At 71.8% G+C, this 13,504-nt stretch carries 14 protein-coding genes; 6 read left to right on the forward strand and 8 right to left on the reverse strand.

From position 1 onward, the window contains the following. Positions 1-67: 67 nt before the first annotated feature. The 3 genes from ET445_RS08140 to ET445_RS08150 all read right to left on the reverse strand — a co-directional run bounded on the left by ET445_RS08140 (position 68) and on the right by ET445_RS08150 (position 3,938). On the reverse strand, positions 68-1,714 hold the full coding sequence (locus tag ET445_RS08140; RefSeq protein ID WP_129190444.1) for a DNA repair helicase XPB: 1,647 nt from the start codon (positions 1,712-1,714) through the stop codon (positions 68-70). Between the two features lie 73 nt (positions 1,715-1,787). Further along, entirely contained in the window at positions 1,788-3,653 is a 1,866-nt protein-coding gene (locus tag ET445_RS08145) for a helicase-associated domain-containing protein (RefSeq protein ID WP_129190446.1), read from the reverse strand. 9 nt (positions 3,654-3,662) lie between these two features. Further along, positions 3,663-3,938 carry a hypothetical protein gene (locus ET445_RS08150; RefSeq protein WP_129190448.1) on the reverse strand — a complete coding sequence of 92 codons (276 nt, stop codon included), beginning with the start codon at positions 3,936-3,938 and terminating at the stop codon, positions 3,663-3,665. A gap of 104 nt (positions 3,939-4,042) precedes the next feature. Between ET445_RS08150 and ET445_RS08155 the strand changes: the two genes are divergently transcribed. Then, a complete protein-coding gene (locus ET445_RS08155; RefSeq protein WP_129190450.1) occupies positions 4,043-4,423 on the forward strand; it encodes a cold-shock protein in 381 nt (126 codons plus the stop codon). After that, positions 4,416-5,222, forward strand: coding sequence for a DUF3027 domain-containing protein (locus tag ET445_RS08160; RefSeq protein WP_129190452.1), 807 nt, complete (start codon positions 4,416-4,418; stop codon positions 5,220-5,222). Before ET445_RS08155 ends, ET445_RS08160 begins: the two co-directional genes overlap by 8 nt. Here ET445_RS08160 and ET445_RS08165 read toward each other — a convergent pair. Together ET445_RS08165 and serC are read right to left on the reverse strand one after the other, a co-directional pair. Further along, a complete protein-coding gene (locus ET445_RS08165; protein WP_129190454.1) occupies positions 5,201-5,506 on the reverse strand; it encodes a DUF2530 domain-containing protein in 306 nt (101 codons plus the stop codon). The genes ET445_RS08160 and ET445_RS08165 overlap by 22 nt on opposite strands. 10 nt (positions 5,507-5,516) lie before the next feature. Next, positions 5,517-6,629 carry a phosphoserine transaminase gene (gene serC, locus ET445_RS08170; RefSeq protein WP_129190456.1) on the reverse strand — a complete coding sequence of 371 codons (1,113 nt, stop codon included), beginning with the start codon at positions 6,627-6,629 and terminating at the stop codon, positions 5,517-5,519. A 63-nt stretch (positions 6,630-6,692) separates the two neighbouring features. On the opposite strand from serC, the gene ET445_RS08175 reads away from it, so the two are divergent. The 4 genes from ET445_RS08175 to ET445_RS08190 all read left to right on the forward strand — a co-directional run bounded on the left by ET445_RS08175 (position 6,693) and on the right by ET445_RS08190 (position 10,686). Then, positions 6,693-7,385 carry an iron-dependent transcriptional repressor DtxR gene (locus ET445_RS08175; protein WP_129190458.1) on the forward strand — a complete coding sequence of 231 codons (693 nt, stop codon included), beginning with the start codon at positions 6,693-6,695 and terminating at the stop codon, positions 7,383-7,385. Between the two features lie 340 nt (positions 7,386-7,725). Then, positions 7,726-8,595 carry a C40 family peptidase gene (locus ET445_RS08180; protein ID WP_243695374.1) on the forward strand — a complete coding sequence of 290 codons (870 nt, stop codon included), beginning with the start codon at positions 7,726-7,728 and terminating at the stop codon, positions 8,593-8,595. Between the two features lie 393 nt (positions 8,596-8,988). After that, complete coding sequence (locus ET445_RS08185) at positions 8,989-9,483, forward strand: HNH endonuclease (protein WP_129190460.1); 495 nt, start codon at positions 8,989-8,991, stop codon at positions 9,481-9,483. 195 nt (positions 9,484-9,678) lie between these two features. Continuing rightward, positions 9,679-10,686, forward strand: a complete 1,008-nt coding sequence (locus ET445_RS08190; RefSeq protein ID WP_129190462.1) for a CHAP domain-containing protein — start codon at positions 9,679-9,681, stop codon at positions 10,684-10,686. 49 nt (positions 10,687-10,735) lie between these two features. On the opposite strand, the gene ET445_RS08195 is transcribed toward ET445_RS08190, so the two are convergent. The 3 genes from ET445_RS08195 to ET445_RS08205 are packed head-to-tail and all read right to left on the reverse strand — an operon-like array spanning position 10,736 to position 13,451. Continuing rightward, the gene (locus tag ET445_RS08195) at positions 10,736-11,848 is read right to left on the reverse strand and encodes a lactonase family protein (protein ID WP_129190464.1); all 1,113 of its coding nucleotides are present in this window, start codon (positions 11,846-11,848) and stop codon (positions 10,736-10,738) included. After that, complete coding sequence (locus tag ET445_RS08200; protein WP_129190466.1) at positions 11,845-12,465, reverse strand: bifunctional 4-hydroxy-2-oxoglutarate aldolase/2-dehydro-3-deoxy-phosphogluconate aldolase; 621 nt, start codon at positions 12,463-12,465, stop codon at positions 11,845-11,847. Before ET445_RS08200 ends, ET445_RS08195 begins: the two co-directional genes overlap by 4 nt. Next, a complete protein-coding gene (locus tag ET445_RS08205) occupies positions 12,462-13,451 on the reverse strand; it encodes a sugar kinase (protein WP_165314339.1) in 990 nt (329 codons plus the stop codon). Before ET445_RS08205 ends, ET445_RS08200 begins: the two co-directional genes overlap by 4 nt. Positions 13,452-13,504 lie beyond the last annotated feature (53 nt).

Here is a 13,504-nt window from a genome sequence, read left to right on the forward strand (position 1 = left end):
GCCCACGTCCGACAAACGCGCTGATGTCCGACAAACGCCGCGGGCGCGGGCGCGGGCGTGGGCGCGGCTACGCCACCGGCTCGAGCGCGTGCGCGTCGAGGATCGTGTACGAGTACCCCTGCTCGGCGAGGAACCGCTGCCGGTTCTGCGCGAAGTCCTGGTCGACGGTGTCGCGCGAGACGAGGGTGTAGAAGTTCGCCGAGAGACCCGACTCCTTCGGCCGCAGCAGGCGACCGAGACGCTGGGCCTCTTCTTGGCGCGAGCCGAACGAGCCCGACACCTGGATCGCGACCGTCGCCTCGGGGAGGTCGACCGAGAAGTTCGCGACCTTCGAGACGACGAGCACGGGCGTGCGGCCGTCGCGGAACTCCTGGAAGAGCCGCTCGCGCTCGTCGACGGGCGTCGCGCCCGTGAGCTGCGGAGCATCGAGGGCTTCGGCGAGCTCGTCGATCTGGTCGAGGTACTGTCCGATGACGAGGATGCGCTCGCCCGCGTGCCGCTCGACGAGCTGCTTCACGACGCCGAGCTTCGCGGGCGCGGTCGCCGCGAGGCGGTAGCGCTCGTCGTCGGCGGATGCCGCGTACTGCAGCCGCTCGGACTGCGGAAGGTCGATGCGCACCTCGTAGCAGGCCGCCGGGGAGATGAAGCCCTGGGCCTCGATCTCCTTCCACGGCGCGTCGAAGCGCTTGGGGCCGATGAGGGAGAACACGTCGCCCTCGCGTCCGTCTTCGCGCACGAGCGTCGCCGTGAGGCCGAGGCGGCGGCGCGCCTGCAGCTCGGCCGTGAGCTTGAACACGGGCGCGGGCAGCAGGTGCACCTCGTCGTAGACGATGAGGCCCCAGTCGAGGGCGTCGAGGAGCGACAGGTGGGCGTACTCGCCCTTCCGCTTCGCCGTGAGGATCTGGTACGTCGCGATCGTGACGGGCTTGATCTCTTTCACCTGGCCCGAGTACTCGCCGATCTCCTCGGGCGTGAGGCTCGTGCGCTTCAGCAGCTCGTCGCGCCACTGGCGGGCCGACACGGTATTCGTCACGAGGATGAGGGTCGTCGTCTTCGCGGTCGCCATCGCGCCCGCGCCGACGAGGGTCTTGCCCGCGCCGCACGGCAGCACGACGACGCCCGAGCCGCCGTCGAAGAAGTTGTCGACCGCCTGCTGCTGGTAGCCGCGCAGCTGCCAGCCGCTCTGATCGAGGTCGATGTCGTGGGGCGTGCCGGGCGTGTAGCCCGCGAGGTCCTCGGCCGGCCAGCCGAGCTTCACGAGTTCCTGCTTCAACGCGCCGCGCGCCCACGGCGCCACGAGGAAGCTTTCGTCGTCGATGCGCTCGGCGAGGAACGGCGCGATGCGCTTGGCGTTCGCGACCTCGGTGAGCACGGCGATGTCGTCGCTGCGGAGGCGCAGCGCGCCGTCGTCGGTGCGATCGACGACGAGCCGCCCGTAGCGAGCGACGGTCTCGCGCATGTCGACCGACACCGTCTGCGGCACGGGGAACTTCGCGTACTTCTCGAGCGTGCCGAGCATGTCTTCTGCGGTGTGGCCGGCGGCGCGGGCGTTCCACAGCCCGAGGCGCGTGATGCGGTACGTGTGGACGTGTTCGGGTGCGCGCTCGAGCTCGGCGAACACCGCGAGGTCGTGGCGCGCATCCTCGGCAAGGGGATTCGCGACCTCGAGCAGCACGGTGCGGTCGCTCTGCACGATCAGGGGGCCGTCTGACATAACCGTCGAGTCTACGCCCGTTCCGTGAGGGTCGGCCCAGGGGGCCGGGTGGTGTGGAGAGCGGGCGGATGTCTCAGCCGAGGTCTGCCGGCGCGGGCCCGACGGCTGCGATCGCCGAGAGCGGCAGCGTGCGCTCGATGTCGGCCTTGCGGTCGCGTGCGCGGAGTCTGCCGTTGGCGACGCTCGCGGGCGCGAGGAGGTAGTCGGCGGTCTGCCCGCCGGGCATGAGCACGGTGACCGTGAGCGTCTCTTTCGCGCGCGCGGCGGCTTCGAGCTGGCGGGCGAGCCAGGCCTGCTCGGTCGCCGGGCCCGACGCGACGGCGAGCAGTCGGTCGAGGAGCTCGACGATCGGGTCGGCCTTGGGCGGCGGCGGGGGAGCGCTTGCGAGCCGGTGTCGGCGGAGCCGCACGATGCGTCCGTCGGCGTCTTCTGCCGCGACCGGGTAGCGCGCGTCGGAGAGCGCCCAGAACACGACGTCGGGCGCGAAGCGCGAGAGCAGCCGGTGCTCGTCGGCGCGGCGGAGGGCGAGCGAGGACAGGGCCTGATCGACCTCGAGCGTGCCGACGAGCTGCGGGTCGTCGGACCGGATCGTCGTGCGCGCGGGCAGCTCGGACTCGGGCGCCTGCGCGACGCGCACACTGCCGAAGCGCCTCGCGGCCTCGCCGATGAGGTAGTCGAGCGGTTGCGGCACGCCCGTGAGCGAGATCGACGAGAGGAACGAGCGGATCGACTCGGCCGATTCACCCGCGGCCAAGCCGCGATTGACGGATGCCGCGCTGACGCGATAGGTGGAGGCGAGGTCGCGCGCCTCGAGGTCGGCGAACGACCGCAGTCGTGCGTCGATCGCGGGTTCGAGCGGCCCCGGAGAGACGACCGAGAGGTCGTGCTGGAGGTACACGCGGTCGACCTGGGTCGGGAACCGCGACGCGACGTCTTCGGCGGCGCGGTCGAGTTCGCCCGCGAGCACGAGTCGACCGGCCTCGACGGGCTCGCCGCCCACCGACAGTCCGAGGGCGGCGGCTTCGTCGCGGAGCCGCTCGAGGCCCTCGTCGAGCCAGCGCCCGCCCGCCGGGTAGAGCCAGCGCACGTCGTCGCGGAACGCCGTCGCCGAGAGCGTCTCGGTGCGCCGCGCGACGAGTTCGCGGAGGGCGACGGGCACGCGGTCGCGCCAGGCCTCGGCGAGCCGCCGCCAGCGCTCGGCCGCCGACGTGAGCGCCCACGCCCCGCCCAGGTCGGATTCGAGCCAATACGCGCCGTCGCGCACGACGAGCCCCGTCTCGAGCGCGCGGCGGAACAGCTTGGGCACCTCGTCGAGTTCGACGCCCGTCGCTTCGGCGAGCCGCTTCGAGTCGGGCAGCGACAGGCCGCCCTTCGCGAGCTCGCGCGCGGGCTGCAGTCCGAGCGCCGCGACGAGCTCGGTCGCCGCCGCGACCGTCGCATACGCCGCCTCGGAGCCGAGCCGGGCGAGGATCGTGCGGTCGACTTCGTCGACGGGCGCGAGCGCGGCAGGCGCCGGGGCGACGAGTTCGGCCGCCGTCGGCAGGTCGTCGCCGAGCCGGGGCAGCAGGCGCGCCCGCACGGCGTGCGGCACCTCGCGGCGTTCGCCCCCGACGACGAGCAGCTTCGATTCGAGGTCGGCGACGAGCGTCGCGCGATCGGCGAGGATGCGGTCGGATGCCTCGAGCCGCTTGAGTTCTCGGTCGAGGAGGTCGTCGCCGACGTCGGGCTCGCTCTCGGCGAGCGTCGCAGCGACGGCGAGCACCCCGAGATGCGGGCGATCGAGCCTGCTCAGCACGTGGTCGAGCGAGTCGTTCGTGAGGAGCGCCTCGGCGAGGTCGAAGAGGTCTTTCAGACCCGCCGGGTCGAACTCACGCGTCGCGAGCGCGCTCGCGAGCTCGTCGCGCGACATCGCGCGGAGCCTCGCGGCGAGCTCGAGCATGGGCGGTGCTCAGCTCGACTTCTCGCGGGCTTGCCGGGAGCGCCGCACGGCGCTGAGGATCATGATCGCGATGATCAGGAGGATGCCGATCGGGAGCGCGATCAGGGGGAACACGAGCACGATGGGCCAGACGCCCTGCTCGGCCCAATGCTCGGTGCCCGCGTTGGCGAACGTGCCGATGATGACGGCGATGAATGCGGCGACGGCGGCGAGGACGATGCCCGCGACCATGTAGGCGAGCACGCGGATGACGCGGGACTCGGCGGCGGGACGATCGGTGCTCACCAGACCAGCTTAGGACAGCGCGCCGACGTGTGCCTGCGACCTAGACTGGGGGTGGACGGGCGCCGCGGATCGGCGCGCCGGCACGACACGAGCGAGGTTCATCGATGCCCACCGGCAAGGTCAAGTTCTACGACGACGACAAGGGATTCGGCTTCATCGCCGCCGACGACGGCCAAGAGGTCTTCCTGCACGCGTCCGCCCTGCCCGCGGGCGCCACGGTCCGCGCCGGCACGCGCCTCGAGTTCGGCATCGCCGACGGCAAGCGCGGCGCGCAGGCCCTCTCGGTCCGCGTGCTCGACGCCCCGCCGAGCCTCGTGAAGATGCACCGCAAGCCCGCCGACGACATGGCGATCATCGTCGAAGACCTCGTGAAGGTGCTCGACGGCGTCGGTGCCGACCTGCGCCGCGGACGCTATCCCGACAAGGCCAAGACGCGCACGGTCGCGGCCGTGCTCCGACGCGTCGCGGACGACCTGGATGCCTGAGATCGAGGGCGTCGCACCCGAACTCGAAGGCGTCGAGTCCGAGACATCCGTCGATCTCGAAGACGTGACCGAGGTCGAAGCCGAGACGCCCGCCGAGCCGTTCGTCGCAGACGAGGTGCTCCTCGCGTCGGCCGCGCTCGCGCAGCGCGCGCTGCTCGAGGTGACCCCGCCCGAGACCGTCGGTTCCGTCATCGGCCACATCGCCGAGGGCGAGCACGTGCTCACGCTCCTCTTCGCGGCCGATCTCGCGGGCTACCGCGGCTGGCATTGGAGCGTCACGATCGCGCGCGTCGAAGACGCCGAGCCCACCGTGCTCGAGACCGAGCTCATGCCCGGCGACGAGGCGCTCCTCGCGCCCGAGTGGGTGCCGTGGTCGGAGCGCCTCGCCGAGTACCGTGCCGCGCAGCAGGCCGCGGCCGCCGCGGCCGCCGCGGCGGGCGAGGAGTTCGGGGAGGACGCGCTCGACGACGAGGCGCTCGCAGACGAAGCCGACGACGATGCCGACGACGACGCCGAGTTCGACGACGAGGACGACGACGCCGAGACCGAGGGCGACGACGTCGAGAGCGACGACGACGACGAAGACGACGGGTTCGAAGACCACGACGCGTTCGACGCGGCGCCCGGCGAGCCCGGATTCGACACGGGCGAGGTCGACGAGTTCGGCGACGGCGCGTACGACGCCGTGGGCGTCGACGCGTTCGACGGGATCGACATCGACGCGCTCGACGAGGTGGGCGACGACGAGTCCGACGACGGATCAGACGACGACGAGGATCACACCGAGTCCGACGGGTAACCGTCGCGCGCCTGCGCGTCGGCGGCGTCCGGCTCGGCTTCCGAGGCTGCGCCCCGTCGCCGCACCTGCACGACGACGAGGCCGGCCACGCCGAGCGCGACGCCGACGATCGACGCGGGCACGAACCATCCGAAGCCCGCGACGCCCAGCGGTTCGCGGAACCACCAGAACACCGCGAGCGCGACGATCCACAGGATCGTGCCCGCGAACAGGGCTTTTCTGGCATCGGCGCGGGCCGGCGCCGGGTCGGGGCGCCGTTCCTCCTCGCTCAGCCAGAAGCGCATGGCGACGAATCTAGCCGAGACGCTCGAGCACGTAGTCGATCGACGCGGTGAGGGCCTTGACATCGGCGGGCTCGATCGCGGCGAAGGTCGCGACGCGGAGCTGGTTGCGACCGAGCTTGCGGTACGGCTCGGTGTCGACGACGCCGTTCTCGCGGAGCACCTTCGCGACCTGTGAGGCGTCGACGGTGTCGTCGAAGTCGATCGTCACGACGACCTGCGAACGGTGGTCGGGGTCGGCGACGAAGGGCGTCGCGACGGCGGATGCCTCGGCCCACTCGTAGAGGGTCTGCGACGACTCGCGCGTGCGGGCGTCGGCCCATGCGAGGCCGCCCGACTCGTTGAGCCAGTCGACCTGGTTCTCCATGAGCAGGAGGGTCGACAGCGCGGGCGTGTTGAGCGTCTGCTCGAGGCGCGAGTTGTCGAGCGCCTGCTTGAGCGAGAGGAAGTCGGGGATGTACCGGTCAGAGGCCGCGATGCGCTCGATGCGCTCGACCGCAGCAGGGGAGAGGAGCGCGAACCACAGGCCGCCGTCGGCGGCGAAGTTCTTCTGCGGGGCGAAGTAGTAGACGTCGAACTCGTTCGCGTCGACGAGGATGCCGCCCGCGGCGCTCGTCGCGTCGAGGACGGTGAGCGCGCCCGCGTCGCCCGCGACGCGGCGCACGGGGGCGGCGACGCCCGTCGAGGTCTCGTTCTGCGGCCATCCGTAGACGTCGACGCCCGCGACGGCCTCGGGGGCGATGCGGCTGCCGGCGTCGGCCGTGCGCACGTCGGGGGCTTCGAGCCAGGGGGCGCCCGCGGCCTTGGCGAACTTCGCGCCGAACTCGCCGAACGAGCACAGCTGCGCGCGGCGGTCGATGAGGCCGAACGACGCGGCGTCCCAGAAGGCGGTCGAGCCGCCGTTGCCGAGTACGACTTCATAGCCGTCGGGCAGGCTGAACAGGTCGGAGAGCCCCGATCGCACGCGGCCGACGAGCTGCTTGACGGGCGCCTGGCGGTGCGAGGTGCCGAGGATCGACGCGTGCGCCTGCAGGTGGGCGAGCTGCTCGGGACGGACCTTCGAGGGGCCGCAGCCGAAACGTCCGTCGGCGGGCAGGAGAGCGCTGGGGATTTCGAGCGTCGGCATACGCAGGATTCTAGTCGGGAGGTGCCGGTAGGCTTGACGCGGCAGTGAGTGGAGGGCGCCCGAGTGACCGATCTGATCGATACGACCGAGATGTACCTGCGCACGATCCTCGATCTCGAGGAGGAGGGCATCGTGCCCCTGCGCGCGCGGATCTCCGAGCGTCTCGGGCACTCGGGGCCGACGGTGTCGCAGACGGTCGCGCGCATGGAGCGCGACGGGCTCGTCGTCGTGTCGGGCGACCGTCACCTCGAGCTCACGACGTCGGGCCGCAGCAAGGCCGTGCACGTCATGCGCAAGCACCGTCTCGCCGAGCGGCTCCTCGCCGACGTCATCGGCCTCGAGTGGGAGTACGTCCACGACGAGGCCTGCCGGTGGGAGCACGTCATGAGCGAGCAGGTCGAGCGCCGGCTCATCGAGATCCTCGGCCAGCCCACCGAGTCTCCGTACGGCAACCCCATCCCGGGCCTCGACGAACTCGGCGTCCCTGCGGCGAAGCCCTTCCTCGCGGGCGTCCGAAACGTCGTCGTGGCGCTCGACGAGACGGGCGGCCCGGTCACGGGCGTCATCCGTCGTCTCGCCGAGCCCGCGCAGTTCGACCCCGAGCTGCTCGGCCAGTTCAAGCAGGCCGGCATCGTGCCCGGGGCATCCGCGACCTTCACCTCTCGCGGCGCCTACGTGCTGGTCGAGATCGACGGCGTCGAGGGTGCGCTCGAGCTTCCGACCGAGGTCGCAGGCCACCTCTTCATCGGCGACTGAGGCGTGCGCCGGCGCTGTGGCCTGACCACGCGACGCGCCGAACGCGTCCCCGAACTGGGGGATACCCCGGGTTTCACCCGGATTCACGCGGAACTCACGTCCTGATCCGAGGCCGAATCCGGCTCGTCGTTATCTTGATGTGACATTCCAGGAGCCCTGGCGTATCCTCGGTCGAGTCCATCGGCAGAAGCCGGTCGATGGAACGAAGATCGGGACGTCTCCCCCGGGGCCCACCGCTCGATCCGGAATCCGCGAAGCGCCCCCGAGCGCGTCCAGGTGGGGTGGTCGAAGACCGCAGGCGCGGAGGTAACCCGGTTTGGCTCTTTTCCCCCGGCGTCGCGTGAGCGGCGCATCCCCCAGAACGTCCCAGTCTCTCTCGAACCGCATCGGCAAGCGCAACGTCGCCGCCGCCGCTTCCCTGAACGCAGCCCAGCAGCCCGGTTCCGAGGTCGCTCCCGTCGCAGCATCGCCTTCGGCCACGACGACGCTGGCGTCGACGAGTCGTCTGCGCCGCGGCGGCGTCGCGAATGTCGCCGTCATGACGATGGCAGTCGGCATCGTCGGCACGCTCGCGATCCCCGCCTACGCGATCGCTCCCGGCTCGAACGAGCCGCAGTTCTCCGAGACGGCCCAGACGAAGCTCACGAAGGCGCAGGCGCAGTCGGTCGACGTCGGCGATGACGTCATCGCCGCAGCCGTCGGCACCGACCAGTTGAGCGTCACCACGGGCGAGTCTATCCGCCAGGCGGCCGAGGCGGCTGCCGCAGCCGAAGCCGCGCGCGTCGCGGCCGAGCGGGCCATGACGTCGTACGCGGCCGGCTACTCGGGCCCGAGCGTCGGCGACTTCCTCGCGAACCCGCCGTACCCGAACTTCGACCTCGCGAGCGTCTACAGCGTCGCGACGCAGTACATCGGCGTGCCGTACGTCTACGGCGGCGCGACGCCCGCGGGCTTCGACTGCTCGGGCTTCGTCATGTACGTGTACGCGCAGTTCGGCGTCGGCATGCCGCACTCCTCGTCGGGTCAGGGCGCCATGGGCACCCCGATCTCGCAGGCCGACGCGGTGCCCGGCGACCTCGTCATCATGTCGGGTCACGACGGCTTCTACGCCGGCAACGGCAACATCCTGCACGCGCCGTACGAGGGCGCCTCGGTGCGCGTGCAGCCGATCTGGACGAGCTCGTACTCGATCGTGCGCATCGGTATCTGACGTGTGAACATCGCGTGACGCGATCTGCGAACGGCGCGCCCGGGGGTCCAGGCGCGCCGTTCGTCGCGTACCCTGAGGAATTGACGATCCTTCACGGCCGGAAACGGAGCGGGCACATGGTCGAGCGGCGGGGCATCCATTCCACGGATGCGCGCGCGCTCTTCGACCAGCGCCGCAGCAGTCTGGCGCACGTGCAACTGCGCGCACATCAGCACGCGCATCTCGTGCACCAGACACCGCATCAGAACGGGCACTGTCCATCGGACAGGGCCCGTTCCGCGTTTCCGGGCCCCGACTCGCGTGCGCCAAGCGCGCCCGCCACGAGGCATCCGCACGGTTCGTCGACCTGTTCACGCGGCTGGAAGCCATCCAGCACCGATCGAAAGGCACTCCATGCGAACGCTCGTGCTCAACGCCGGATATGAACCCCTCGCCATCGTCTCGTTCAAGCGGGCCCTGCTGCTCGTCATGCACGACAAAGCCACCGTCATCGTGAGAGACGAGCTGAATCCGGTCAGAGGCACGAGCGGCGCGTGGGAGCGGCCGAGCGTCATCGTCCTCACGCGCTACGTGCGCCCGCCGCGCATGCACCACGTGCCCGTGAGCCGCCGCGGAGTCCTCCGTCGCGACGAGCACCGCTGCGCGTACTGCGGGAAGTCGGCGGCGACGATCGACCACGTGCTGCCGCGCTCGCGCGGCGGACGCGACACGTGGGAGAACCTCGTCGCGTGCTGCCTGCGCTGCAACAACGCGAAGAGCGACCACACGCCCGCCGAGATGGGCTGGGAGCTGCGGTTCACGCCGCGCATGCCCGTCGATCGCGACTGGGTCGTGCGCGGATTCGAGCGCCCGCTGCCCCAGTGGAGCGAGTTCCTCCAGGCCGCGTGACCCGGCGGATGCCTCGCCCGCGCGCCGCCCGCTGCGTCACGCGTCGTGATGTCGCCGTGACTTTGCGGCGGGTGTGCTTTAGGGTGGGTGAAGCCCGGAGCGCGACCCGCGCGGTCCGGGGCGAACGCAGACGAAGCAGTCGTCCCCCGCTGCACGCCGTCACCACCGGTGCGCGCGGAACCGGAGGTCCAATCAGTGAGCGGTGACGTGACGAGCGGCGAGCAGCCGACGAGCAGGGCAGCACGCCGCGCGGCCGAGCAGGCCGAAGCATCGCGTCGTAGTCGCACCAAGGCTTCCAAGGCGCAACTGCCGCCCGTTCCGAGCATTCCGCGGGCGCCTCGTCGGGCGGATGCCTCGGGGCGCGTGCCGGCGGCCGGTTCGGCGTCGTCCGTTGCGACGACGTTCGCGAACGCCGCGGCTCGCGCCGCTTCCGGCGCCGCGAGCGCCACCAAGCGGGTCTCCGACGCGGGCGGCGCCACGCGCCGGCACGCGCGCGTCTTCGCGACGATCCTCGTCGTGCCCGCGATCGTCGGCACCGTCGGGCTGCCGGCCTACGCGCTCGTTCCGGGCGGCGCGGGCTTCGCGACATCCGACAAATTCAGCCTCTCCCGTTCGCAGGCCCAAGACGTCGAGGTCTCGGGGCTCGCGAGCGCGGCCGCAGTCGCGAGCGACCAGTACGACGTCACCACGAAAGCCGACATCGACAAAGCGGCAGCCGAGGCCGCGGCCAACGAGCGGTCCGCGTGGGCCGCGAGCATCGCGAACAACCCCGGCGCGTACTACACGCCCGCGCAGCAGGCTGCCGGCGACGACTACCCCTGGTGGAACGAGACCCCCGACGACTACGGTGGGGGCCTCTCGCCGCTGCGGTACTACTACCGCGAGTGCGTCGACTTCGTCGCGTGGCGTATGAACCGCGACGCGGGCGTTACGAGCGCGCCGTGGCGCTGGGACTGGTCGAACCTCGCCTCGGGCAGCGCCTGGGCATGGGCCGACGAGTGGGTCTCGCGCGGCCGTCAGACGAGCAGCGAGCCCGTCGTGGGCGCGGTCGCCTGGTTCCCGTACAACCACGTCGCGTACGTGCAGTCGGTCAACGGCGACGGCACGGTCACGATCGAGGAGTACAACCAGCAGAGCGACCACTCGTACCACGTGCGCACGATCGACGCCGGGTCGGCGCTCTACCTGTACCCGCCCACCTGAGCGGGCTCTTCCGGTGGTCGAGTAGCGCGAAGCGCGTATCGAGACCCGCTCAGAACCGCATGATGCACGCGGGCGCGGGCGTCGACACGGTCGCGACGACGCTCACGGGTGCACCCTCGGCGTCGAGCGAGACGATCGCGATCGAGTCGGAGCCCTGGTCGGCGACGAGCAGATGCAGCTCGTCGGTCGTGAGCTCGAGGTCGCGTGGGTGCACCCCGCCCGTGACGACGAGCCCGACGTGCTCGAGCGTGCCCGTCTCGGGATCGAGCCGGTGCGCCTGCACGCCGTCGAGGTCGCGGTCGCCCGTCAGCACGATGCCGCCGCTCGTGATGCGGATCGCCGACGCGCCGAACCCCCGCGGTTCGACGCCCTCGCCGAGCGGAACGACGTCGATCTCTTCGTCGAGTTCGAGGTCGATGACGCTCAGCGTGCGGTCGAGTTCGTTCGCGACGACGGCGTACTCGCCCGAGATCGCGAGGTGGCGAGGGCCCGCGCCGGCGTGGATGACGATCTCGTCGTCGTCGTCGGAGTGCGTCGGCACGCCGTCGGCGTCGAGGTGCACGACGCGCACGCGGTCGGCGCCGAGGTCGACGACGAGCACGCGGTCGCGGTCGGCGTCGACGACGACCTGGTGGGCGTGCGGGGAGAGCTGGCGGTCGTCGCGCGGGCCGCGGCCGGCGAACACGACCGTGTGGACATCGGCGTCGCCGAAACCGCCATCGCGGACCGTGCGCACTGCGAGGCTGCCGCCCGAGTAGTTGGCCGCGAGGGCGGCCCGGCCGTCGGCCGTGAAGTCGACGTGGCACGGGTCGGCGCCGATCGCGACCGGTTCGCCGACCGCGGTCACGGTCTCGCCGTCGATGCGGTGCAGCGTCAGCTCGCCGTCGGCGAGTTCGTGCACGATCGCGACGAGTCCGTCGCCGCGATGCGCGAGGAACATGGGGTTCTCGCCCACGTCGACCGGGTCGCCGATCCAATGGTCGCCGTTGTAGGCGATCTCGAACGGCCGGATGCCTGCTGCCGCCGAGCCGAGCACGCCCGCGGTCGAGGCTCCGATCCAGAAGCGTTCGGCGTACCCTTCGGGGAACGGCTCGTCCGAGGCATCCGGCATCGGAACCTCGTCCTCGCGACCCCAGCGTCCGAGCAGGCCCCAGCCGCTCACCCGACGATCCCGACGCTCGCGACGAACGCGGCGAGCTCGGCGTCGTCGAGCTTGAAGAGCGCCGTGCCCATGCCGACGGCGATCGCGCCCGCGTCGAGCCAGTCGCGCGCCGTCGCGGGCGTGATGCCGCCCGTCGGCATGATCTCGAGCTGGGGCAGCACGTCGCGCACGGCCTTCAGGTGCCCCGTGCCGACGCTCGCGGCCGGGAAGAGCTTCGCGACGCCCGTCGCCGCGCCCGCGGCGCGCAGCTCGCCCGGCGTGAGTCCGCCCTGCACGAGCGGCGGAGCGTCCTCGAGCACGGCCTCGGGCACGGGGAACGGCGACACGAGGAAGTGCGCGCCGAGCGCGGCGGCCTCGCGCGCGATCTCGGGTGAGACCACGGTGCCGACGCCGATCGCGAGGTCGGCGTAGCGCGAGTCATCCACGACGTCTTGCAGGACCCCCTGCCAGCCCGGCACCGTCGCCGTCAGTTCGACGACGCCGAAGCCCGCGACGCGGCTCGCTTCGACGAGCGCGCGCAGTTCGTCGGCCGTCGACGTGCGCAGCACGGGGACGACGCGGCTGCGCGCGAGGAACGTGCGCAGCTCGGCGGGGGAGAGGACGGTCGCGGCGGTCATGCGGTCTCCGAAGGGGTCAGGGAGGGGGTGCGGATGTCTCGGGGCTGCTGGATGTCTCGTGCTGCGACGAATGCGGCCACGGCGTCGGCGTCGGGGAAGCCCTCGTAGTCGCCGGGGTGCTGCACGACCTGGGCCGCGACGAACGCCGCGAGGGCGAGCGAGTCGTCGAGGCCGAGGCCCGCGAGGCGGGCGTGGATCCAGCCGGCGTTGAACGCGTCGCCCGCGCCGACCGGGTCGACGGGGTTCGGGGCCGGATGGGCCGGAACGACGCGGCGCTCGCCGTGGTGGAGCACGAGCGCGCCGTCGGCGCCGCGCTTCACGATGACGGTCGACGGGCCGAGCGCTGCGAGCGCGTCGAGCGCCGCGTCGAGGTCGGCCTCGCCCGTGATGAGGCGCGCCTCGGTCTCGTTGCAGAGCAGTTCGTCGGTCGAGGCGAGCACACGGCGGTACTCGTTCGAGGCGTCGGCCTCGGAGATGATCGCCGGACGGAAGTTCGGATCGAAGCTCACCGTGACGCCGGCTGCCGCCGCGCGCTCGGCGGTCTCGTGCACGAGCGCCCGAGGGCCCTCGCCGATGGCGATCGCGACGCCCGTGAGGTGCACGCGTCTCGCGCTCGCCACGACCGCTTCGTCGAGGTGGCCCGGCGCGAGCTCGGTGCCCGCCGAGTCGCGACGGTAGTAGGTGACGGCGGTGTCGTGGGCGCCACGGCGCTCCTTGAGCATGAGGGCCGTCGGGCGGGTCGCGCTGCGGCCGACGTGGTCGGTGCGGACGCCCTCGCCCGCGAGCGTGTCGAGCACGTACTCGCCCAGCGGATCGTCGCCGAGCATCGACGCCCAGACGACGTCGTGGCCGAGGCGGGCGAGCCCCATCGCGGTGTTCGCTTCGGCGCCGCCCATCGAGCGCACGTACCGGCCGCGGGCGGCCTCTTCGGGGTCGGTCGGTCGGGAGAAGCACACGAGTGCCTCGCCGAGGGTCAGAACCTCCACGGACCTGCCTTTCTTCGGCTCATGTCTGCTGCTCACGCATCCCGCTCGCGTCT

Origin of the sequence: Agromyces protaetiae (genome assembly GCF_004135405.1) — a bacterium.
Lineage (GTDB): Bacteria > Actinomycetota > Actinomycetes > Actinomycetales > Microbacteriaceae > Agromyces > Agromyces protaetiae.

Bases quoted from the DNA above. Each gene is read 5' to 3' on its own strand.
- serC (WP_129190456.1), bottom strand. From the start codon at position 6,629: ATGCCGACGCTCGAAATCCCCAGCGCTCTCCTGCCCGCCGACGGACGT.
- ET445_RS08200 (WP_129190466.1), bottom strand. From the start codon at position 12,465: ATGACCGCCGCGACCGTCCTCTCCCCCGCCGAGCTGCGCACGTTCCTC.
- ET445_RS08160 (WP_129190452.1), top strand. From the start codon at position 4,416: ATGCCTGAGATCGAGGGCGTCGCACCCGAACTCGAAGGCGTCGAGTCC.
- ET445_RS08155 (WP_129190450.1), top strand. From the start codon at position 4,043: ATGCCCACCGGCAAGGTCAAGTTCTACGACGACGACAAGGGATTCGGC.
- ET445_RS08145 (WP_129190446.1), bottom strand. From the start codon at position 3,653: ATGCTCGAGCTCGCCGCGAGGCTCCGCGCGATGTCGCGCGACGAGCTC.
- ET445_RS08140 (WP_129190444.1), bottom strand. From the start codon at position 1,714: ATGTCAGACGGCCCCCTGATCGTGCAGAGCGACCGCACCGTGCTGCTC.
- ET445_RS08185 (WP_129190460.1), top strand. From the start codon at position 8,989: ATGCGAACGCTCGTGCTCAACGCCGGATATGAACCCCTCGCCATCGTC.
- ET445_RS08165 (WP_129190454.1), bottom strand. From the start codon at position 5,506: ATGCGCTTCTGGCTGAGCGAGGAGGAACGGCGCCCCGACCCGGCGCCG.